Consider the following 22709-nt stretch of genomic DNA (forward strand, 5'->3'; position numbering starts at 1 on the left):
AAGGAAGTAAATAATGAAAGAGATCTATCCTGTACCAGCAGAATTTAAAAAAACCGCACGGACCACCGAGGCTGAATATTTCGAACGCTATCAGCGCTCTATTGAAGAACCGGATGAATTTTGGGCCGAGCAAGCCCAGCGCCTTGACTGGATCAAGCCATTTACCAAAGTTAAAGATACCAGCTTCGACAAAGATAATTTCAAGATCGAATGGTTTGCTGATGGCCAGCTGAATGTCAGTGCCAACTGTCTGGACCGCCATCTAAAAGAGCATCCTTATAAGCCGGCAATTATCTGGGAAGGCGATCACCCATCCCGTCACAAGATTATCTCTTTTCATGAGCTGTATGATGAAACCTGCCGCTTTGCCAATGTTCTGAAAAAAAATGGCATCAAGAAAGGTGACCGTGTGGTGCTGTACATGCCAATGGTCTCTGAAGCTGCGATTGCCATGCTGGCCTGTGCCCGTATCGGCGCAGTACATTGCGTGGTATTTGGCGGTTTCTCGCCAGACTCGCTGGCTAGCCGTATTGAGGACAGTCAGGCGAAAATGGTCATCACGGCTGACTCCGGTATGCGTGGCGGCAAGCCCATTCCACTGAAAGCCAATGTAGATGAAGCCCTGAAAATTGCTGGTACTGAATCAGTAGAGCATGTCATGGTGGTGCATCGCACGGGTAATCCGATCGAAATGAAAGAAGGTCGGGATCTGTGGTATCACATGGAAATCATGACAGTCAATGAGATCTGCCCACCTGAACCCATGAATGCAGAAGATCCACTGTTTATTCTGTATACATCAGGCTCAACAGGCAAGCCAAAAGGGGTACTGCATACCACCGGTGGTTATCTGACGTATGTGAACTCTAGCTTCCGCGAAGTTTTCGACATCAAGCAGGATGACGTGTTCTGGTGTACCGCTGATGTGGGCTGGATTACGGGTCATTCCTATGTACTGTATGGTCCATTGTCGAATGGTACCACCACAGTCATGTTTGAAGGGGTTCCGCAATATCCAAGCTGGGCACGCACCGGGCATATCGTGGACAAACACAATGTCACTATTCTCTATACCGCACCCACTGCGATTCGCGCCATGATGCGTGAAGGGGATGCCTTTGTCCGTGAAAGTGACCGCAGCAGCCTGCGCCTGCTCGGTTCAGTCGGGGAACCGATTAATCCGGAAGCCTGGAACTGGTACTACAGTGTGGTAGGTGAAAGTCGCTGTCCAATCGTGGATACCTGGTGGCAAACCGAAACCGGTGGTTTCATGATTACCCCATTACCGGGTGCGACCGATCTGAAACCGGGCTCTGCAACCCGGCCATTCTTTGGTGTGCAGCCAGCGATTGTTGATGCTGAAGGCAAAGAGATGGAAGGTGCAGTGGAAGGTAATCTGGTGATCAAAGATTCCTGGCCAGGTCAGATGCGCACCATCTGGGGTGATCCGGAACGCTTTATCGAGGCTTATTTCTCGACTTATCCGGGCACCTATTTCACGGGTGATGGTGCGCGTCGGGATGAAGATGGCTATTACTGGATTACCGGTCGTGTCGATGACGTGCTGAATGTGTCAGGTCATCGTCTGGGAACAGCTGAAATTGAAAGTGCGTTGGTGGCACATGAGTCTGTAGCTGAAGCTGCAGTCGTGGGTATGCCGCATGATATTAAAGGTCAGGGTATCTGTGCTTTCGTGACTCTGCAGGCAGGAACCGAGAGTACGGAAGAACTGCGTGCTGAACTGGTGGCCTGGGTGCGCAAGATTCTTGGACCAGTCGCGACGCCAGATGCACTGCACTGGGCGCCGGCATTACCGAAAACCCGCTCTGGTAAAATCATGCGCCGTATCTTGAGAAAAATTGCAGCGAATGAACTGGATAGCTTAGGTGATACTTCAACTTTAGCCGAACCACAGGTGGTGGATAACCTGATTGCCGAAGTGCAAAGAACCGCTTAAATTTTTATAAAATCAAGAGAATACCGGCTTTCTTTAGCCGGTATTTTTATATCACTGATAAGCTCTGCATGCTTTCGGATATGGGCTCCGAGTTTGATCTGTTAAGCTTCTGGCATGCTGTAGATAGCTAAAATGAGTACAAAAGAATGAATGTGCGACAACAATACCTGAATCAATCTCCGCTTGATATTGCTCAGTCTCTGGCAGATCAATTTGCCTTGAGCGCAGCTGAACGTGATAAACAGGGTGGCAATCCCAAGCAGCAACGCGACCTGATTCGTGACAGTGGCTTGCTGGGGTTGTCTATTCCAAAGCAATATGGCGGGCAGGGTGCAGACTGGCAGACAATTTTTCAGACCATTCAGGCAATTGCACGCGTAGACAGTTCACTGGCACATGTTTATGGCTTTCATCATTTACTGATTGCGACGGTACAGCTGTTCTCACAGCCGGAACAATATGGCTTATGGTTTGAACAGACTGCACGTAAAAACCTATTCTGGGGCAATACCTTAAACCCGCTGGATCGCCGTACGAAAGTTAGTAAAACTTCTGACCAAGAATATATTTTCCATGGAGACAAGAGCTTCTGTTCCGGTTCAATCGACTCAGACATCCTGCTCTGTTCAGGTTATAACGAAGAGGGCCAACTACTGATTGGCGTAATTCCAACCCAGCGTGAAGGCGTCAGCTTCCTGGGTGACTGGAACAATATGGGCCAGCGTCAAACCGACAGTGGGACCAGTCATTTTGAACAGGTGAAAATTCATAAAGATGAGCTGTTATTGAATCCAGGGCCATTGAGTACACCATATTCCAGCCTGCGTCCATTGATTGCCCAGCTGATTTTTGTGCATATGTTCCTCGGTGTAGCGGAAGGGACCTTTGAAGTAGCCAAGCAGACTGTACAAAGTCAGAAAGCCTGGTCGAAATCACTGGTTGAAAACGCAGTCAATGATCCCTTTACCCAGAAGCATTTTGCCGATTTTTATGTACAGCTAGAAGGTGTACGTCTATTGGCAAATAAAGCCATTCAGACTTTGCAAAAGGCTTGGAATGTTGGCCCTGATCTAACAGTTGAAGAGCGTGGTGAAGTATCTATTGCCATTGCCACCGCAAAAATCGCTGCAACTAATACTTCACTGTATATTACCCAGAATATTTTCCAGGTCATGGGCGCACGAGCAACGACAGCCAAGCTAAATCTGGACCGTTTCTGGCGCAATGTACGCACTCAGACCCTGCATGATCCGGTGGATTATAAATATCAGGAAGTAGGTGAATGGGTACTGACGGGTAAAGTGCCTGATCCAAGTTTTTATTCTTGATTCATCTTTTAAAAAGCCTCCATTTGGAGGCTTTTTATTGGTTAGTAGTTTGACTTAAATTTGTTTAAATACTTCAATTGCCCGGACGCGGGACTGTTTTAAATCGACAATCGGTTTTGGATAATCCAGCCCTAAATCTGGATTTTTGGCATAAGGTTCATGAATGGTTTTAGCATCCAGATGTGCCAGTTCTGGAACCCATTCACGGATATAGTCGCCGTTGGGATCGAAACACTGTGACTGATTCACCGGATTAAAAATCCGGAAATAAGGTGCTGCATCCATGCCGGTCGAGGCACACCATTGCCAGCCGCCATTGTTAGCAGCTAGGTCACCATCAATCAGATGTTGCATAAACCAGGCTTCGCCCAGCCGCCAGTCGATCAACAGGTTTTTGCTCAGAAACATTGCAGTAATCATACGTACCCGGTTATGCATCCAGCCCGTTGCCAGCAGCTGGCGCATACCAGCATCAACAATCGGAATCCCCGTCCGGCCTTGCTGCCAGGCAGCTAAATCTTCTGGAGCATCACGCCATTCTATCGCCTTGGTATTTTCCTTAAATGGCTGATGTCTGGACACTTTAGGAAAATCGTGCAGGGTATGCTGGTAAAATTCACGCCAGAGCAGTTCATCCAGCCAGGTCTGCTGACCGACATCTTCAAGCTGGAAATAACCTTGAGAAGAGGTGAATAAAGCCTGCACACACTCCCGGATTGAAAGAATACCGATATTTAAATACGGCGATAACTGGCTGGTACCATCGATCGCTGGAAAATCCCGATCGGTTTTATAATCCTTTAGCCGGTCTGCGATAAATTCATTCAGTAATTCAAAGGCGTGTTTATCTTCAACTGGCCAATACGGGTTGGCTGTTTCTGGCCGATAAGCCTTAGAAAATTTATCCAAATTAAAATTAAACTGAGAAAGATCGAGTTGTAACTTAGGCTGTGCTTCAATATCTGGATAACAGGAAGGCACATCGATAAGCAGTCGTTCATAGCATTTCTTTTTAAATGCACTAAACACCTGATAAGGCTGCTGGCTCTGATTGCGGATCGAACCTAAAGGAAACAGGGTACGATCTTCATAGTATTCACAACTAATCTGATGCTGTTGCAATAATTGCTCGACAGCCTGATCACGCTGCTGCTCATTAAGCCCGGTTTCGATATTGTAGTACACGGTACTGATTTGAAATTGCTGGCATAGTGCCAAAAGTTGCTCTGGAATATCTGGCCAGAGCGGAATATTTAAAATCAGAAGAGGGATATTCAATGCTTCTAGCTGCTGTTTCACGATTTTTAGCCGGCGCAGATAGAAGTCGATCTTGATCGGTGCATCCTGATGCAGTTGCCATTGTTCAGGTGACAGGATGACCAGCGCCAGACATTGCCTGCTTTGTGCTGCATGCCATAAGGCAGCGTGGTCATGAAGGCGTAAGTCGTTCCGGAACCAGATCAGATGCATGATAGTTTTCTAAATCAATAAGATGCCATGCATTCTAGATAATCTGATCAAACAGAAATAGTAGAGAAATATTAACGTGATAGGAGCTGAAGTTTGTCACTATCAGCTCTGAAGGTATTAGCCTTTGGCGAGATGGATATTTTCCAGCGTATCTACCAGAGTTCGGGTCATCTGGTCAATTTCATAATTCACTTCATCACCAACCTGAACAGATTTCCAGGTCGTTAGGCGTAGGGTTTCTGGAATCAGGTCAATCGAAATCTCACTTTTGACACGATCAACATAGTTCACCGTTAGGCTGCAGCCATTCAGTCCGATAAAACCTTTTAGGAAAAAGTATTTGATATTGCCAGCTGGAATCTGCAGGTCGATATGCAAGGTTTCACCGCGACGCTCGATCTGAGTGACTTGAGCTGTGCCTTCAATATGTCCGTACAGATTATGACCGCCATTTTCCGCACCCACTTTTGCTGAACGTTCAATATTCACTTCATCACCGACTTTAAGCGATTTTAAGGTGGTGAGTTCAAGCGTGACATTAGAAATATCAAAATGAATCTGTTGCTGTTCACGGTCAATCGTGGTCACGGTCAGGCATACACCATTTACTGCGACACTGGCACCAATAAACACATCTGCAAAGAAACCTTGCTGATCACTGACAATGATCGTAACAAAGCCATCGCCTTTGCGAATTTCGACGACCTTTTCCAGGCCTTGGACAATACCGGTATACATAGTTAAAACATCTATTCTTGCAATTGCATCACATTGTAGGGAGGAATACAGAATCCGGCTAGCGTTGTACTGTACTGCCTGGTTTTCTGCCCAGATAAAAAAATCCCCTAAGCCGAGCCTTAGGGGAGTGAATGGAAAGCGCTGAGATTTGTTAGAATACTTATACGAGCTCAGCGTCTTCTTGTTGCACAGCTGTTGCCTGTTGTGCTTCAAGTTCACGGACCAAAGGCAAGACCTTTTGGCCAAAATATTCAACTTCTTCAATAAAGTGCAGGAAGCCAGACAGAATTAGGTCCACACCGACTTTTTTCAGTTCGATGATGCGTTCAGCAATTTGCTGCGGTGTACCAATCAGGTTGGTACGGAAGCCGTCATTGTATTGAACCAGATCTTCAAAAGTAGACTTGGCCCAGTTACCTTCACCTTCTGCGGTTGCTGCACCTGCTTCCCGCGTTGCATCACTAAAAGATCTCACTGCCTGGACATTGGCCTTGGCAACGATTTCCTGCAGTACTGCTTGTGCTTCTTCCTCAGTATCGCGCGCAATAACGAAGGCATTCACACCGATTTTCACCTGGTGATTGTTGGCTTTGGCCTTTTCCCGGATATCATCAATCTGTTTTTTCAGTTCTTCAGGTGTGTTGCCATTGGTAAAGTACCAGTCGGATACACGCGAAGCCATATCGCGTGCAGCGCGGGAGCTGCCCCCCTGGAAAATTTCAATATGCGGTTTCTGTACCGGCTTTGGACTCAAGCTATAGTCATTAAACTGGTAATACTTGCCATCAAAACTGAAATGATCTTGGGTCCAGACCCCTTTCAGGCTACGGATAAACTCTTCCGAACGGGCATAGCGCTGGTCATGCTCCAGCCATTCTTCACCAATTGCATCAAACTCGCCGCGGAACCAGCCACTGACTACATTAATTGCAATACGGCCATTGGTCAGGTGATCGATGGTTGCCAGCTGTTTAGCAGCCAGCGCAGGTTTCCATGGACCTGGCAGAATCGCAGCGATGACTTTCAAACGTTCAGTCTTGGCCAGAATACCGTGGCTAAAACTGACTGATTCATGCTGATTTTCTGCGTTATAGCCTGCAGTAAAACGGATCTGGGTCAGGGCATAGTCAAAGCCAGCTTTTTCCGCTGTCTGTGCCAGACGTACATTATAGTCATAGCTCCAGTCGGTACGCTGCTCGATGTTACTCACCACCAGACCACCGCTCACATTTGGAACCCAATATGCAAAAGTAATATGTTTGTTATTTGACATTCTTCTCACCCTCTAAAGAAGTTCTTCGTTAAGCAACTTGAGTTTTTGGTGCTTTTTTGCTGTGTAAGCGGGACTCTGCTGCATCCAGGCTAGGCACTGCTGCTGAAGGCAGCACTTCTTCCTGTTCGATCTGTTTATTGATACCCAGGTTCTGGTTGGCTTGTTGAGACTTTTCTTTAATCACTTCAGCACGTTGACCTTTGGCGGGTGTCCATTCCAGGATTGGTAATGCACGTGCGACAGCCAGTGTGATACGTGCGCGAAGCAGTTCGCTGTGAATGGTATATTCAGGTGTGAAGTCACGATCCGTTGCGTACACACCAATTGGTAATGTTTGTGCCTGAAAGAAGCTGAATAATGGACGTAATTGATGTTCAAGCACCAGTGCATGACGGTCACTGCCACCGGATGCTGCTAACAGGACAGGAACATCCACCAGTGCCGTTTGCTCTACAAAGTCGAAGAAGTGTTTGAACAGGCCAGTGAAAGAGGCACGGTAAACTGGAGTACCGACGATCAGTGCATCCGCTGCTTCTACAGCTGCCAAATCATCCTGAACGCGTTGCGGTAACTGGTTACGGTAGATTGCGCCACCCAGTAACTGACCAATTTCACTGAATTTAATGAAATGTACATTGATAGGTGTGGCTTCACCCAGCTCATCAATAATCGTTTGTACCAGCGCTTCAGTTTTAGAAGGATGATTTAAACCACCAGAAACGGCAACGATATTGAGCGGCTTTTGTAGATCTTGATTTGACATTTTGGAACCTAAAAACGGGTTAGTCTCGGAATGAGCCTATTAATCCAAAATGCGCTCATGGGTGTAAAATAAGGAAAAGCTGAAAAGTTATCTAAATTTGAGATATAACTGAAATATTTGCTTTTTGGAAAGCGAATCGCAACTAATACATTGATATTTTGACTTATATTGAATAAGAATAAGCATTTTAGTCAGCTGATAATGTATATACAAAAAAATGATGAGAATTAAATAATTAGTGAAATACCGATATTCTAGAGTTTATGTAAAGAAACTGGATATTATTTTTAAAAATTGTACAGTCTTGCATATCGCTGACCTACCGACTACAGGTAGAATATAAGCTACCGTGCACAAGATCTCTCTCACGTCCTATGAATATTTTAATCGTTGATGATCATCCACTGTTTCGTCATGCTTTAATTCAAGCCGTTCGTTATAGCTTACCGCAAGCACAAATTCATGAAACTGCAGCAGTCAATGAATTTTATGAACGCCTGGAAAATGGTCCTGAACCTGATCTTGTGCTGCTGGATCTGAATTTACCGGGTGCTTCCGGCTTTTCTGCATTGGTGCATGTTCGTGCCCAATATCCTTCGCTTCCAATTATTGTGGTATCGGCTCACGAAGAAGTTAGCATCATTCAACGCGCAATTGCACATGGTGCGATGGGTTATATTCCAAAATCAGCACATCCAAGCCATATTGGTGAAGCGATTCGTGAAGTACTGGAAGGCGAAATCTGGTTACCGCCAAATCTGCCCGCTAATATGAACTTCGATCCACGTGCGGCTGATGAAACTGCACTGGCTGAACGTATTCAGTCTTTGACCCCACAACAGTTCCGCGTATTGATGATGGTAGCAGAAGGTTTGCTGAACAAGCAGATTGCTTATGAACTGGATGTATCGGAAGCAACCATTAAAGCCCACGTGACTGCGATCTTCCGTAAGCTTGGCGTACAAAACCGTACCCAGGCTGTCTTGGCGATCAATGCGCTGAATATTGAAGAAAAGAAAATTTAAGCTTTTCGAAGCACCAAAAAAGACCTCCGCAGAGGTCTTTTTTTATGGTCTGAATATCTACTTTTAGGCAATACAGTCCTGTTTTGGCGTAAGGTCAGCACAGAACAGCGGGTTCAAGGCACATTGCAGTTCATCAATCTGCTCCTGAGTCACATAGCCTTTTGACATCAGGTATTCAGCAACACGGTCGTCACGCAGACTTAGAAAAGCTGCATCATACACACCCAGATCGACAAACAGCGCAGCCGTTTCCAGGCTGTTAAAGCGATCCAGGTAAACATCATTGCCATACATCAGGAAAATATGATCCTGTTCTGACTTTGGATCGACGCGTAGGCGCTCTGCCAGCTCAATTGGCGAGGTTTTAATAAAGAGCAGCTCAGAAAGTTCATCAAACTGTGAGGTGTCCAGCTGGTCATCACCAGTTTTAACCTTGGCCAGCCATGCTTTAAATACCAGTACCGCACCACCGCGCAATAACATGCTCCAGATCTGATGACGGGTATCTTCACTTAAATCTGCAGCTTCGGTTTCCAGAGACTGAATCAGCTTCGATTCCTGCTCTGCCAGACGCTCGAACAGCCCCAGGCCTTGCGGCTTATAGGCAAAAGGCTCAAACACATCAAAGTGCAGTTCTTCAAATACCTGTAGGGCGAGAGGAACTGCAGATTGATACAGGGTTTCTAGCGCTTCAATTTGAGCAGGATCAAGTTTGCTGTATTTAAACAGATTATTCCAGTCGATTGCCGGCAGCATGGCATTGGCACCGTATTGACGATGAAACTGTCGGTTCTGATTGATCTCAGTAGTAGTGTCTAAGCTCATGATTAGTCATCCTTTATGCAGTAATAAATGATCAGCTGACATGCGGATGAAGAATATAGGCATGAATAGATACTGATCGTTTCTAAGTCATATTTTTAGAGCGAAATAGGGGCATGAAAAAATACGACTAAAGTTCAAACCATCAAATTAATCCTATATTAGTCTATATAAAATAATAACTTACAATATTGTAACCAAGTACACACAGGTTCACGTCAGGAATGGTGAAGTTTTGCCATAGCGATTTTTAAAATGATATTTTTGGTCAATTGATGTAAGGATTTTTAGCCTGATTCTGATATTTTTGGCACATGCGCTTAAAAATCATGCAAATATTGAAATTTTTTGTGACATTTAACATAAAAAGTGCCTGCTTTATACAGTAAAGCAGGCACTTATCGAAACCATAACTACTTAACTGTCTGAGATTTTTAAACCCGATAACCATGAACGTAATGAAGCAGGTTTCAGCGGTTTTTTCAGCAGCACAATATTCAGTTCCTTAAGCTGCTGTGGCAGTTCAGGATCAGAATCCGCAGTGATCAAGGCAACCGGTACATTTGGCTTACGATTATCTACGATAAAGTCCAGGCCGCGTTGGTCATGATTCAAATGCTGATCCACCAGCCAGACCTGAATATTTTCCTGTTCAATCATCTCCTGTGCCTGTTCAGGCTCTGTAGCTTTAAATACCTGATATCCCCATTTGGTCAGCAAGGTCGACATACCTTCCAGAATGGTTTCATCATTGTCCAGACACAGCACTTTAAAGGCTTTGGACTTCAGCGGTACTGCCTGTACTGGAGCCGCCACAACTTTTGGTGCCTCAGTGAGCGGTACTTCAATCATGAAGCAGGAGCCTTTGCCATATTCAGAGTAGACGTGTACCGGATAGTCCAGCATGCTGGTCATACGCTGCACAATCGCCAGACCCAGCCCCAAACCTTGTTCACCCCACGGAGAGGTATGACCACAGCGCTCAAATTCCTGGAACAGCTTGATCCGCTGTTCTTCAGCAATACCCGGTCCGGTATCCCATACGCCAATACGGATATGATTCGGTTTGCTGCTGGAGCGCAGTACACCCACAATCACTTTACCGCTGGCAGTATAACGGAGTGCATTGCTGACAAAGTTCTGGATAATCCGGCGAATCCATTGTGGATCAGTATCAATCCAGAACTGCGCATCATGCACACTGAACTTGATGCCACGCTGTGCTGCGATGGATTTAAACTGTAATTCCAGATCGCTGAGCAGATCATGCAATGGATAGGCTTGACGCTTCGGCTGAATCGTTCCACCTTCCAGACGGGCAATATCCAGCAGGGCAGAGAGCATGCTTTCTGCACCATACAAGGCACGGTCCAGCTGCTGTAAGGTCTTGCGATCTTCTTCGCTTTGTACACTTTGTTCCAGTGCCGTACTGAACAGACGTGCTGCATGCATCGGCTGCAACAGGTCATGACTGGCTGCTGCAATAAAGCGGCTTTTGGACATATTCGCCTTGTCTGCCTGTTCACGTGCCAGTTGCTGTTCGGACAAGGCATCCGCAAGCTGCTGGGTACGATCACGCACACGTGCTTCCAGTACGGCTTCATTTTCACGGAAGGCGGTAATATCCGCAAAGGTCGTAACAAAACCACCGCCTTCAATCGGATTACCACGCATCTGAATCACACGGCCATCTTTACGGATCCGTTCGAATTCATGTGCACTACCAACCTGCATCCAGTGAATCCGTTTACGCACATGTTCTTCGACCGAACCCGGCCCACATTCACCGCGCTCGGCGTTATAACGAATTAGGTCAGCGATCGGGCAACCAACATAGACAATATCTTTTGGATAATCAAACAGCTTCAGATACTGGTTGTTCCAGGCTACCAGGCACATGTTTTCATCGACGACACTGACACCTTGGGTCATATGGTCGATCATGGTCATGATCAGGTTCTGGTTAAAGCGCTGCCACTGGGAAGCTTGGTCAAGAATATTGGCGACCTGACCAAGAGCCAGACCGTTATTTACCATCGCAGTGGTCAATAAGGTACGCGCTGAGGCAGCACCGATTGTGCCAGCCAGATATTGCTCGGTAAAGCGCCACCACATGCCATTGGCACTGCTATTTTCATTCAGCTCGACATTATTCTGGGTACAGAACTGCTTGAACGCACGCGTGGTAGGTTCTTCACCGGTAATGCGTTTGGCCAGGGTAATCAGGTCACCGACTTTTAAACGGGCCACATCCTGATGGGAATAGCTCACCTCAGTGGTTGGGCTCTGTGAAGGAAGTGGCTTTGTTTCATAATAGAAGAAACTTTCCGCCTGAATCTGCTCTGCCACACTTGGGCGGAAGATGCGTGACACCCAAATGTAGAGCAGTAAATTGAGACCGAGTGACCACACCACGCCATGAGTCAAGGAATCAAAGGATTCAAAACCCAGTAATGCTTCAGGACGAAGCCAGTTGAGCGCCAGTGGACCATAATTGAGAAAGTTGTGGCTAAACTGCTGATATGTTTCGGGCAGGCTACGCAGAATAGTCGGGAACAGTAAGGTATAAGCCCACAAAGCAAAACCGGTCAGCAAGCCGGCATAGACACCCTGTTTACTGCCACCCCGCCAGTACAGACCACCAATCAGGGCAGGGGCAAACTGTGCCACCGCACTAAAGGCCAGCAGACCGAAGATAGAAAGCTGATCAATATCATTAAAGAAATTGAAGAACAGGAAGCCCATCAGCATTACAGCTAAGATAGAGATGCGTCGGGTAAATTTCAGTACCAGTGGCAGACGTTTGTCATGGCGTGAAATCAGATTAAAACGCCACAGCGCCGGCATGATCAAGTCATTACTCAGCATGATCGATAAGGCAACGGAAGACACCAATAACATCCCGGTGGATGCCGAGAATCCTCCGAGGAAGGCTAATAGGGTCAGCCAGTCCTGGTTATAGCTCAGAGGTAAAGACAGTACTGCTACATCTGGAATCGCCAGATAATGTGGTGCCGCATGTAGTGCCCAACTGGCAATTGGAATGATCGCGATGGTGGTCAGAATCAGATAGACTGCAAACCAGCGGCGGGCGCCACGGATATGCTTTTCATCGCGCAGTTCAACCACGGCCACGTGGAACTGACGCGGCAAACAGATAATCGCCAATGCCGCGAGTAGGGTTTGTACCCAGAAACTTTCTGGCACGCCAAACAGCTGCACTTCATGGAAGGTGGTTTTGATATCACCCGCAATCTGTGACAAATTTTCCGGTGCAGCAAACATGAAGAAACCAGCAACTGCCAGTAATGCAAACAGCTTAACGAAAGATTCAAAGGCGACTGCCAGCATCAGACCGCCATGCTGTTCGGTATTGGCAATCTGTCGCGTACCGAAAATCATGGCCAGGATAGCCAGAACTCCGGTCAGGAACAGTACACTATTGGTAGTGCTGGCGATTCCCGCTGAAGGCTCCAGAATCACGGATGCACTCAGGGCAATCGCACGCAATTGCAAGGCCAGATAGGGAATAATCGCGATGACTGCCAGAATGGTAACCAGTGAAGCCAGTGGTCCACTTTTACCATAACGTGCCGCGACAAAATCTGCGATCGAGGAAATGGCATGGTGCTGACGTACTCGTCCCAACCGGCGCCAGATGTCATAACCAATCGCGACAAAAAGCAGTGGGCCGAGGTAGATAGGTAGGAAAATAATCCCTTCACGTACTGCAGCACCTGTTGCTCCATAAAAGGTCCAGGAAGAACAGTAGACACCTAAAGTTAAGCTAAACAATAGCATGCGTCCACGAGTGCTGAGACGACTGGCGTGTTTCTCCCCGAAAAATGCACAAACAAAGAGTAATGCGATATAGAGGGTGAGCACCCCTATGATGAGCCAACTGTTCATATTGCCTGAAGTGTACTGAGCATGCGGCTATAATACAGCATCATGAACGCAGGCGTTCAAATTGCTTATTTTTTAACGACCAAAGTCTAAATTACAACCACCTATAAAGCTTGTTAATTTGTACAGGTGATAATTCGAATTAAAAAATGGATGCCTAAGGTTGGGCATAGCAAGGAGAATATTTATGGATGAGAGACAAGTAGAACAGATTCTACAAAATCCCAAATTCAAGGAAATGGTCGCCAAAAAAAGTCGTCTTAGCTGGACACTTACGGCAATCATGTTGTTTGTATACGTGGGTTTCATGCTCTTGGTTGGTTATAACAAAGAATTTCTAATGAGTTCAGTCTCAGGTGGTGTGACGACTTGGGGGATTCCATTAGGACTTGGCATTATCGTATTGTCTTTTGTTTTATGTGGTGTGTATTCCTACATTGCCAATAACCAACTTGATCAACTGAACGAAGAAGCAATGCGCGAAGTTGAAGCAATCACTCATGAAAAAGGGCTGCACTAAGATGAAATGGAATTCATTTAAAGCACTTGCGGCATCAACATTATTGATGTCTGGTATGGCAGTTGCAGGACCTGATTTAGGTGCAGCTGAACAACAAGCCACGAATTGGCACGCGATTATCATGTTCGTGATTTTCGTAGGCGCAACGCTTTTCATTACCAAATGGGCAGCAAAACAAACCACCAGTACCAATGATTTCTATACTGCGGGTGGCGGGATATCAGGTTTTCAGAATGGTCTGGCAATTGCCGGTGACTTTATGTCAGCTGCATCCTTCCTCGGTATTTCCGCAATGGTCTTCCTGTCAGGTTTTGACGGCTTACTATATTCTCTAGGCTTTATGGTGGGTTGGCCGATTGTATTGTTCCTGGTGGCAGAACGTCTGCGTAACCTGGGTAAATTCAACTTGTCAGATGTCGTCTCTTTCCGTTTACAGGAAAAACCGGTGCGTACTTTGGCTGCATTAAGCTCCTTGGTTGTAGTAGCGTTCTACTTGATTGCACAAATGGTGGGTGCAGGTCAGCTGATCAAGCTTCTATTCGGTCTGAACTATAACATTGCAGTTGTTATTGTTGGTTTACTGATGATGGCTTACGTGATGTTTGGTGGCATGTTGGCAACGACTTGGGTGCAGATCATCAAGGCCGTAATGCTGTTATCTGGTGCGACCTTCATGGCTTTCATGGTAATGAAAGGCGTGGGCTTCAGTTTTACCAATATGTTTGAACAGGCGATTGGTGTTTATTCAAAAGTGCATGATTTGAGCTTGGCTGATGCAGCCAAAATCATGGGTCCGGGTAGCTTGGCGTCTAACCCGGTCGATGCTATCTCTCTTGGTCTTGCCTTGATGTTTGGTACAGCAGGTCTGCCACATATCCTGATGCGCTTCTTCACAGTAAAAGATGCCAAAGAAGCACGTAAATCGGTGGTCGTGGCGACAGGCTTTATTGGTTATTTTTACCTGTTAACCTTCATCATCGGTTTCGGTGCGATTCTATATGTATCGAATAACCCGCAATTCCTAGATGTAGCGAAAATGGCTATGACTGGCAAACTAGAGCTGGTTGGTGGTAACAACATGGCTGCAGTTCACTTGTCTGATGCTGTTGGCGGTGACTTGTTCATGGGCTTCATCTCGGCAGTAGCATTCGCAACAATTCTTGCGGTAGTTGCTGGTTTGACCTTGTCTGGCGCTTCAGCAATCTCACACGACTTGTATGCCAACGTATTTAAGAAAGGTCAAACCACACCTGAATCTGAACTGCGTATGTCTAAAATTGCGACTTTAGGTCTTGCAATCTTTGCCATGATTTTGGGTATCCTGTTCGAGAAGCAAAACGTTGCCTTCATGGTTGGTCTAGCTTTCTCTGTGGCTGCATGTGCAAACTTCCCAGTACTTGTACTTTCCATGTTCTGGAAAGGTTTAACAACTCGTGGCGCAGTAGCAGGTGGTCTTGTAGGTTTAGTATTAGCAGTGGTACTTATCGTACTGTCTAAAGCAGTTTGGGTAGATACATTGGGTATTTCTGATACACCAATTAATCCATACAATGGTCCTGCATTATTTGCGATGCCTTTAGCATTCTTCTTCTGCTGGTTGTTCTCTGTGACAGATAACTCTGCACAAGCGCAAGCGGAACGCAAAGCATTCGATGCACAGTTTGTACGTTCACAAACAGGTATTGGTATCTCAGGTGCCTCTGATCACTAAGATGATTTGATCACCTATAAAAAAGTCCCGCAAGGGACTTTTTTATTACCTGTAGATCCCGACGCTCATAAGGAAGTTCATCTTTTCCGTCCCTTTATTGCATAGCTGGATTTCGAAATTTTGGAAAAAATAGAAGATCAAGTCTTTTCTATGACATGTTACGAGAAGAACACAGGAGTACAACCAAGCGAATAAGAACAATAACTTATCATTTTACTTAAGTTTCGATATGTGATCGAAATACATTTTTTTATTCAGGTTTTTTTGAGTAATGTATGTGGGACCGATCTGGTCTGATTAATAAAAAGCAAAAATGGAGTGGATATGTCTTCCAGAACCACATCCTGGTATTCCAATGTGAATCCTCGTGTGTTTTTAACAACTGTCATCATCATTGGACTATTTCTTTTAATGGTGGTCCTGGCACCTAATTCGTTTGAACTGATGACGCAGCAACTGAACCAGTGGGTGACGACCTCTTTTAGCTGGTTCTATGTACTCTCTGTTGCAATTTTCCTGATTCTGCTGATTTTTATTGCACTATCGGACATGGGCAGGATTAAGCTTGGTCCGGACCATAGTATGCCGGATTATAACAATACCTCCTGGTTTGCCATGCTGTTTACTGCCGGCATGGGCATTGGGCTGATGTTCTTCGGTGTTGCTGAACCGGTAATGCACTATGTCACTCCGCCATCGGGTGAACCGGAAACTATTCAGGCGGCACAGCAGGCCATGCGTGTAACTTTCTTTCACTGGGGACTCCATGCCTGGGCGATCTATACACTGGTCGGATTATCCTTGGCTTATTTTGCCTATCGGCATCAGCTGCCCTTGAAAATCCGCTCTGCACTTTATCCTTTAATTGGCAAGCGAATTTACGGCCCGATCGGGGATGGTGTCGATATCTTCGCAACGATTGGAACCGTATTTGGTGTCGCCACCACTTTGGGTTTCGGGGTAACACAGATCAATTCTGGTCTGAACTATCTGTTTGGCATTGAGCAAAGTACTGGAGTACAAGTCATCCTGATTATTATTGTCAGTGCGATGGCTTCACTCTCGGTATTTTTTGGTCTGGATAAAGGGATTAAGCGCCTATCCGAACTGAATCTGGTTTTGGCTTTGGGACTATTACTTTTTGTCTTTCTGGCAGGACCGACTATTTATCTGCTGCAAACGACTATTCAAAACGTCGGACAGTATGTGTCTGGTCTATTCAGTATGACCTTTAATCTGTATGCCTATCAGCCTAATGGCTGGATTGGCGGATGGACCATTATGTACTGGGCCTGGTGGATTTCCTGGTCACCATTTGTCGGGATGTTCATTGCCCGGGTATCTCGAGGTCGAACGGTTCGCGAATTTATCGTGGGCGTTTTACTGATTCCAACCGGCTTTACCCTGATCTGGATGGGTTTTATGGGCAATGCTGCGCTTTACAGCATTTTGCATGAAGCGAATATTAACCTGATGCAGGCAGTACAGCGTGACTCATCTGTGGCACTGTTTGAATTTCTGCAGGGGATGCCTTTCTCGGCAGTGATGAGTGTAGTCGCCACATTCTTGGTGATGTTATTTTTCGTCACTTCGGCTGACTCTGGTGCACTGGTTACCGATTATCTGACTGCGAAATCTGATCAGTCTCCGACCTGGCAGCGTCTGTTCTGGACAGTGATCATGGCTTTACTGGCAATTGTGCTGTTATATGCAGGTGGCCTGGCTGCATTGCAATCGGCCACCATGTTGAGTGCTTTGCCTTTTACCTTGATCATGTTGGTGATTAGTTGGGGGCTGATCAAAGCACTGCGGCTGGAAGTCACCAAAATGCATGCATTACAAGAAGCCCGAATTACACCACGAGCAATTCATAATCCGCGTAGCTGGCAGCAGCGTTTGGGACTCATCATGCATTATGCTCATAATGAACAGGAAGTGACAGCGTATATCCAGTCGGAAGTCAGACAGGCATTTTTAAGTATTCAGAAAGAGTTTCAACGCCGTCATCATGCCGTCATCATTGATGAAATAGAGCAGGGACTTTGCTTACGAGTAGATCATCAGGATGAAGCGAATTTCGTTTATGCAGTGGTTGCACGCCAGATCTTACCGCCAAGTTTTATGCCATCTCAGGATGAAGATGCAGGACAATATTTTCAGGCTGAAGTCTTCCTCAATGAAGGTGGGCAAAACTATGATGTGATGGAATGGACCCGGGAAGATCTTTTGCAGGATATTTTGGATCAGTATGAACGGCATCTACACTTCTTGAGCAGGGTGCGCTAAGTGGTGCTATCGCTTAATTAACCTAATAAACCGAATAAAAAAGGATGCATATTGTGTCCTTTTTTATTCGGATTATCTTAAAATTTAACAAGGATATGAACCCTTAACTTATTTATAAATAATAAAAATTTCATTTATTCTTTAATAAAAATATAGATAATTAGCTCGTAAAAGGATGAAGTAAAAATCTATATTAATAAACTAAAAAATTAGATGTGATTTAACTGCTTATATTTTTAAATGAATACATCATTTTGATACAAAGCACTGCTCTGCATATGACATGATTACATGTTAAGTTTGAGCAGATAACAATAAAACTGCAGATTGTAGTGTCATGAAGAAGAAGGATTAGATGAAGCAAGCTTTGTTAATGTGCTGGACGACCTTTAAGCGCCTGCCTTCTGCATGGCTGCTTTGTCTGCAATTCATCATTCTGATCCTGTCAGTACTGAGCTATGAATACGCACCTTATCGGGCTGCAACTTGGGTACTAGGCGTATTGGTTTTACTGGTGATCGCTAGGGTTATTCGTCAGACTCCCGTATTTACCTTATTGGGATTAAGTTTCGTTGTTGGTGCGCTATTTTTTTCATCATTGGTTTTATTCGGGATGAAACAAGTCTGGGTCTTAATTACCGCCCATGCCTTTGAAGCATGTGCTTATTTTAGTGCATCCTATGGTTTATTGCGTTATATGTTTCATGACCGTTACCTGACCAAAGATGAATTATTTGCGGCAGGCGCAGCCTTTACTTTGATGGCTTGGGGTTTCGCTTTTCTTTATAGTATCTGTCAGTTATTGGTTCCCTATAGTTTTGCTGATCCAGATCTACAAGCTTATCAGCCCTGGTTAGATTTGTTGTTCTTGAGTTTTAGCGTGCAGTCCGCGACAGGATTGGCGGATACTATGCCAGTGAGTCCATTTGCCAGAATGCTCACCATGATCCAGATGTTCTTTGGCGTGATGTATCTGGCACTGATTGTCTCTCGACTGGTAGGGCTGCAATATATTTCTCATTTACCGCATAGAAAATCAGAGCAAGAAAAAAAGGACACATAAAGTGTCCTTTTTTTGTATTCAGAATCTAATCAGAAATTAGAAACGGAATTTAGCATTCAAGCCCACAGTTTGGGTATCTGTTGCAACATCTTGATCCAGATTAGCATTTTTAGTTTCGTAGTTAGCATTAACATAGCTAGCACCTACAGATACTGCTGGAGTAACGAAGTAGTTTACGTTCGCACCTAAAGCTTTATCTGGAGAACCTGCATAGCTAGATTCCATATAAGAAACGCCAACACTTAGTTTAGGGTTGAGGTAAAGCGTTGTACCTAGGTTATAAGCAGTGTCTTCACCGTAAACTAAACCAGATTCAAAACCGATCGACATATTTGTACCATCGATTGCACCTACGTATTTAGTACGCGCAGTAATTGCATCTTGATCTTCATTGATAGTCATCGTCTCAAGAGCAGCTTTAGCAACACCGTTGTTAAACATGTTGAAAGCATCGTAAGAAGTCTGGTCAGCAACACTTGTATAACCTACTGCAACCAGGAAGTTAGAAATAGGTAATACACCCACTTCTAATGCATAACGATCGCCATTGTCATTCTTTTGGCCATCTTTACCGTCAGTAATAGTATGGCTATAAGAAGCGCTTGCATATGCTGGAACAAGTTTAGTTGGAATGTAGACTTCACCTTTCGCACCGAAAGTATGAGAAGTCTGGTTTACACCTTCTTCTGAAACTCGAGTATCTGCCGCTACATCGTATTCACCGTATGTATAAGCTAAAGAAACGTTAGAAGCTTGGTTTAGGAATGCTGCTTCAGCTAAAGGACCTTTAGAAGTATCAACGTCCTTGAGATAGTAAGTACCTTGAACAGCACCAGTGAAGTCTTTGTCATTTACCGTATTGTCGATGTACTCTGACTGGCCTTGAACTTCAAATTGATACGCCTGAGCACCGGTCATCGCTAATAATAAAGCAGTGGCTAAACCTAGTTTTTTCATGATTATTACCGTTTTTTAAAAGGGAGGTAAAACAGGGGTAATTGTATTGTAACAATTTATTAAGTCAATAAACCTTTTAAAATCATATAAATATGAATTTTCTAATTGTTATGTTTTTGTAAAGATTGTGAATTTATTATTTAACTGCTTAGTCCTAAAAAAAATACTGATAGAACAAATAATTACTTAAATAAAAAGAAATAATATAAAACACGTGAAAATTCACATTTATAACAGGTGGTTATTGTTTAATTTAATTCAAATGTATATAAGAATTGGAAAAACCAATTCTATAGAGTCAAACCTCTCCATATAAATGATTAAGAATGCCTAGATCACTTATTTAGTTGATTCAATAATTCTTTTCTAATTCATTAAATTTATTTTTTATTTAAATTAAATCTAATTTTGTGTAAAAAACAGACAAATATCAAATCCAACTAATTTAATATGCTTTACATTTTACATGAAAGTTACGATAATTAATTCATCAAGTTAGATGATGTATTTACTTAAATTCTTTATTTGACCTGATTCTCCACGAATTTTGTGTTTTATCGGCCCAGCTTTCCCCAAGGTTGGGCTTTTTTTTGCCTGAAACTTAAGTAGAGATGAGTGAAGGAGATAAAGACTAATCAATACGTATAAATATTAAACAAATCAAAGTATATTTTAAAAGAAATAAAAGCACTATAATGGTGCATTATCTTTGTTAAGATATTATATAAAAAATTAAATAGGTAAAAAAAACCCCAATTTTCAATGAAAATTGGGGTTTTTTGGCCAAAATTTGCGGGTAAATTAAAATATCTGCTGAGGAAAAATTTAATTCGCCCTAATGCGGTGCATTATGCACTTAATTGTTGCATATGTAAACAGTAAACAATACGAATTTCAATTTTTTTGAAATTGTTTGATACATCTGCTGGTTATTTGCTGAAATTAAAAATTTTTAATTTAAATATAAGAACATAAATTAAGATCTATATGACTTTTGAGTTCAGTAAAGTTATATAAAAGCATTTAATATAAAGAATTTTTTCTTTCTGAAGAAATGGATTTTTTGTATAATAATTAAGATAAATCAAATACTTTATTAATTATTAGTCTGAGGGCGTACGCTAAGACAATGAATACTCTGCGCTCTGAACAAATCAGTAAACATCTTTATTGCGCAATGTCTGTCATTATTTTATGTCTGCTGTTCATTTGCATTCCTCTCATTGTGAATAGCACTCAAAGTTACCTTAAGGCTGTGCGTACTTCTGACGAATTACATGCCTTGCAAGAAGTTGCCATTCTGGCCAATAAGATTTCCAAGGAAAGAGCCCCTGCCAATAAAGTCCTTTCCAGTACGCCTGAAGAAATTCACCAACGACAACAAGAACTCGAAATTTACCGTAAAGAAGTAGATCAGCAGTTCGAGCATACAGCAAAAGTATTACAGCAAGTGGGCTTCCCGCATTTAAGTCAACGTTTGGAAAGTACGGTTCGACCAAGTCTGGAGCAGGGACGTTTACAGATCGATCGTTATGCAAAAATTCCTTGGGAACAGCGTAATGCTCAAGCACTTGATCAAGCGATTGCTGCAATGTTTAAGGCCTGGGACAGTTGTCGTACTATCCTAAAAGGAGTAGTAATTGCTTCTAATACCACCTCTACCTCACAAAATAATTTTATTTCTCAGATTTTATTTTTATCTGACTTGAGGGATCAGGCAGGGCGTGCCGCCTCTACAATCATGGCTTATGTGACTTTCGACCAACCGATTCCTGCTGCAAACCTAACCCGTGCTATGCAAGTCCAATATCGGATCCATTATCTTTGGGATTTAATCGGCACATTGCAGCCGGAAGAGGACAAGACTGAAGAATTCAACCGGTTGCATAATGCTGTCGATACGGTATTTATTCAAAAAGGCTTACCGATCGTTTCAAGTCTGGTGGAAGAGAGCATTCAGCAGGTTCCTTATCATTTGACAGGAACAGAACTCACCAATGCGATGGTTGATAAATTTGCTACCGTTGTTGACCTGCAAAGCTATTTACTTGAGTACAGCAATCAGGTTGCAGAGCGGGAAAAATCTTCTCATTTGCAGCAATTGCTCTGGACAGTTTTACTTTCATTCGTGTCTTTAGGAGCAGCAATTGCGACGATGATTTTTGCACGTAAAAGTGTATTTCAGCCGCTGATAGAAGCGCGTCAAATTCTGTTTACGCTTTCGGAAAATGGTGATACCAAAGCTTTATCATCGAATGCCCATACTAAATCTGAATCCTTATTTACTGCCATTCAAAGGTTGCAACAGATGTTGCAGCAACGTGATGCCTTAGAATTCAGGCTTAAAAATATTGCTCATTCCGATCCTTTAACCGGACTGGCGAATCGGTTCGCCTTGGAGGAATACACTCGTTTTCTGGAATCACATCCTTCACAGTTTAGTCAGACGTGTTTGATGATTATTGATATTGATCACTTTAAGCAGGTGAACGATCAGTATGGACACATTATCGGAGATGAAGTCATTCAGTTTGTGGCGCAGTGCCTGAAGGACAATGTCCGTACTTCTGATTTACTGGTACGTTATGGCGGGGATGAATTTCTGGTTCTGATTGAAAATATTGACTTCGATAATGCCCGTAAGATTGCCGATAAGATTCGAAGCGAAGTAGAGGATGCTTATATTTTAAGTGAAAATGGCGATCAGATTCAGGTTTCGGTCAGTGTGGGGGTGGCGATAGGCGCGCCGTCTTGGATCAGCCTGTTTACCAAAGCGGATAAGGCTTTGTTTGTGGCTAAAGGTCAAGGGCGTAATGCAGTGGCTGAGGTTTAGTTCATATATTTTTAATGTCTTTTAATTTATATATCCATGTTTTTAAAATGAAAAAAC

General features: G+C 44.0%; 15 protein-coding genes. 8 read left to right on the forward strand and 7 right to left on the reverse strand.

What is annotated here, in order from left to right; translation table 11 throughout:
* Positions 1-13 precede the first annotated feature (13 nt).
* Positions 14-1957, forward strand: a complete 1944-nt coding sequence (acs, locus tag C3420_RS02060) for an acetate--CoA ligase (RefSeq protein ID WP_005220600.1) — start codon at positions 14-16, stop codon at positions 1955-1957.
* Between the two features lie 146 nt (positions 1958-2103).
* Positions 2104-3285, forward strand: coding sequence for an acyl-CoA dehydrogenase family protein (locus tag C3420_RS02065; protein WP_103800716.1), 1182 nt, complete (start codon positions 2104-2106; stop codon positions 3283-3285).
* A gap of 54 nt (positions 3286-3339) precedes the next feature.
* Here C3420_RS02065 and phrB read toward each other — a convergent pair whose 3' ends face one another.
* The 4 genes from phrB to msuE form a co-directional block, all read right to left on the reverse strand.
* Positions 3340-4755 carry a deoxyribodipyrimidine photo-lyase gene (gene phrB, locus C3420_RS02070; protein ID WP_103800717.1) on the reverse strand — a complete coding sequence of 472 codons (1416 nt, stop codon included), beginning with the start codon at positions 4753-4755 and terminating at the stop codon, positions 3340-3342.
* A 117-nt stretch (positions 4756-4872) separates the two neighbouring features.
* Complete coding sequence (locus C3420_RS02075; RefSeq protein ID WP_017401381.1) at positions 4873-5493, reverse strand: riboflavin synthase; 621 nt, start codon at positions 5491-5493, stop codon at positions 4873-4875.
* 160 nt (positions 5494-5653) lie between these two features.
* A complete protein-coding gene (sfnG, locus tag C3420_RS02080; RefSeq protein ID WP_103800718.1) occupies positions 5654-6766 on the reverse strand; it encodes a dimethylsulfone monooxygenase SfnG in 1113 nt (370 codons plus the stop codon).
* Positions 6767-6794: 28 nt separating this feature from the next.
* Positions 6795-7529 carry an FMN reductase gene (gene msuE / locus C3420_RS02085; protein WP_103800719.1) on the reverse strand — a complete coding sequence of 245 codons (735 nt, stop codon included), beginning with the start codon at positions 7527-7529 and terminating at the stop codon, positions 6795-6797.
* A 374-nt stretch (positions 7530-7903) separates the two neighbouring features.
* Between msuE and C3420_RS02090 the strand changes: the two genes are divergently transcribed.
* Positions 7904-8554: a response regulator gene (locus C3420_RS02090; protein ID WP_004813697.1), complete on the forward strand. Its 651-nt coding sequence runs from the start codon at positions 7904-7906 to the stop codon at positions 8552-8554.
* Positions 8555-8617: 63 nt separating this feature from the next.
* On the opposite strand, the gene C3420_RS02095 is transcribed toward C3420_RS02090, so the two are convergent.
* On the reverse strand, positions 8618-9379 hold the full coding sequence (locus C3420_RS02095; RefSeq protein ID WP_103800720.1) for a hypothetical protein: 762 nt from the start codon (positions 9377-9379) through the stop codon (positions 8618-8620).
* Positions 9380-9793: 414 nt separating this feature from the next.
* Positions 9794-13285 carry a PAS domain-containing hybrid sensor histidine kinase/response regulator gene (locus C3420_RS02100; RefSeq protein ID WP_103800721.1) on the reverse strand — a complete coding sequence of 1164 codons (3492 nt, stop codon included), beginning with the start codon at positions 13283-13285 and terminating at the stop codon, positions 9794-9796.
* A gap of 184 nt (positions 13286-13469) precedes the next feature.
* On the opposite strand from C3420_RS02100, the gene C3420_RS02105 reads away from it, so the two are divergent.
* From C3420_RS02105 to C3420_RS02120, 4 genes are all read left to right on the forward strand, one after another.
* Complete coding sequence (locus C3420_RS02105; protein WP_004813690.1) at positions 13470-13802, forward strand: DUF485 domain-containing protein; 333 nt, start codon at positions 13470-13472, stop codon at positions 13800-13802.
* Between the two features lies 1 nt (position 13803).
* Positions 13804-15513: a cation acetate symporter gene (locus tag C3420_RS02110; protein WP_103800722.1), complete on the forward strand. Its 1710-nt coding sequence runs from the start codon at positions 13804-13806 to the stop codon at positions 15511-15513.
* A 324-nt stretch (positions 15514-15837) separates the two neighbouring features.
* Positions 15838-17799 (forward strand): BCCT family transporter, encoded by a 1962-nt coding sequence (locus tag C3420_RS02115; RefSeq protein WP_103800723.1) that lies wholly within the window; start codon positions 15838-15840, stop codon positions 17797-17799.
* Between the two features lie 355 nt (positions 17800-18154).
* The gene (locus tag C3420_RS02120) at positions 18155-18862 is read left to right on the forward strand and encodes an ion channel (RefSeq protein ID WP_048882196.1); all 708 of its coding nucleotides are present in this window, start codon (positions 18155-18157) and stop codon (positions 18860-18862) included.
* A 36-nt stretch (positions 18863-18898) separates the two neighbouring features.
* On the opposite strand, the gene omp33-36 is transcribed toward C3420_RS02120, so the two are convergent.
* Entirely contained in the window at positions 18899-19819 is a 921-nt protein-coding gene (gene omp33-36, locus C3420_RS02125; protein WP_048882197.1) for a porin Omp33-36, read from the reverse strand.
* Positions 19820-20948: 1129 nt separating this feature from the next.
* On the opposite strand from omp33-36, the gene C3420_RS02130 reads away from it, so the two are divergent.
* On the forward strand, positions 20949-22652 hold the full coding sequence (locus C3420_RS02130; protein WP_103800197.1) for a GGDEF domain-containing protein: 1704 nt from the start codon (positions 20949-20951) through the stop codon (positions 22650-22652).
* Positions 22653-22709 lie beyond the last annotated feature (57 nt).

Origin of the sequence: Acinetobacter sp. ACNIH3 (assembly GCF_002918965.1) — a bacterium.
Lineage (GTDB): Bacteria > Pseudomonadota > Gammaproteobacteria > Pseudomonadales > Moraxellaceae > Acinetobacter > Acinetobacter schindleri.

What these genes read in the sequence shown, in the direction of transcription:
- omp33-36 (WP_048882197.1), bottom strand. Translation starts at nt 19,819, where the DNA reads ATGAAAAAACTAGGTTTAGCCACTGCTTTATTATTAGCGATGACCGGT.
- C3420_RS02105 (WP_004813690.1), top strand. Translation starts at nt 13,470, where the DNA reads ATGGATGAGAGACAAGTAGAACAGATTCTACAAAATCCCAAATTCAAG.
- C3420_RS02110 (WP_103800722.1), top strand. Translation starts at nt 13,804, where the DNA reads ATGAAATGGAATTCATTTAAAGCACTTGCGGCATCAACATTATTGATG.
- C3420_RS02100 (WP_103800721.1), bottom strand. Translation starts at nt 13,285, where the DNA reads ATGAACAGTTGGCTCATCATAGGGGTGCTCACCCTCTATATCGCATTA.
- sfnG (WP_103800718.1), bottom strand. Translation starts at nt 6,766, where the DNA reads ATGTCAAATAACAAACATATTACTTTTGCATATTGGGTTCCAAATGTG.
- msuE (WP_103800719.1), bottom strand. Translation starts at nt 7,529, where the DNA reads ATGTCAAATCAAGATCTACAAAAGCCGCTCAATATCGTTGCCGTTTCT.
- C3420_RS02130 (WP_103800197.1), top strand. Translation starts at nt 20,949, where the DNA reads ATGAATACTCTGCGCTCTGAACAAATCAGTAAACATCTTTATTGCGCA.
- C3420_RS02095 (WP_103800720.1), bottom strand. Translation starts at nt 9,379, where the DNA reads ATGAGCTTAGACACTACTACTGAGATCAATCAGAACCGACAGTTTCAT.
- C3420_RS02090 (WP_004813697.1), top strand. Translation starts at nt 7,904, where the DNA reads ATGAATATTTTAATCGTTGATGATCATCCACTGTTTCGTCATGCTTTA.
- C3420_RS02120 (WP_048882196.1), top strand. Translation starts at nt 18,155, where the DNA reads ATGAAGCAAGCTTTGTTAATGTGCTGGACGACCTTTAAGCGCCTGCCT.
- phrB (WP_103800717.1), bottom strand. Translation starts at nt 4,755, where the DNA reads ATGCATCTGATCTGGTTCCGGAACGACTTACGCCTTCATGACCACGCT.
- C3420_RS02115 (WP_103800723.1), top strand. Translation starts at nt 15,838, where the DNA reads ATGTCTTCCAGAACCACATCCTGGTATTCCAATGTGAATCCTCGTGTG.
- C3420_RS02075 (WP_017401381.1), bottom strand. Translation starts at nt 5,493, where the DNA reads ATGTATACCGGTATTGTCCAAGGCCTGGAAAAGGTCGTCGAAATTCGC.
- C3420_RS02065 (WP_103800716.1), top strand. Translation starts at nt 2,104, where the DNA reads ATGAATGTGCGACAACAATACCTGAATCAATCTCCGCTTGATATTGCT.
- acs (WP_005220600.1), top strand. Translation starts at nt 14, where the DNA reads ATGAAAGAGATCTATCCTGTACCAGCAGAATTTAAAAAAACCGCACGG.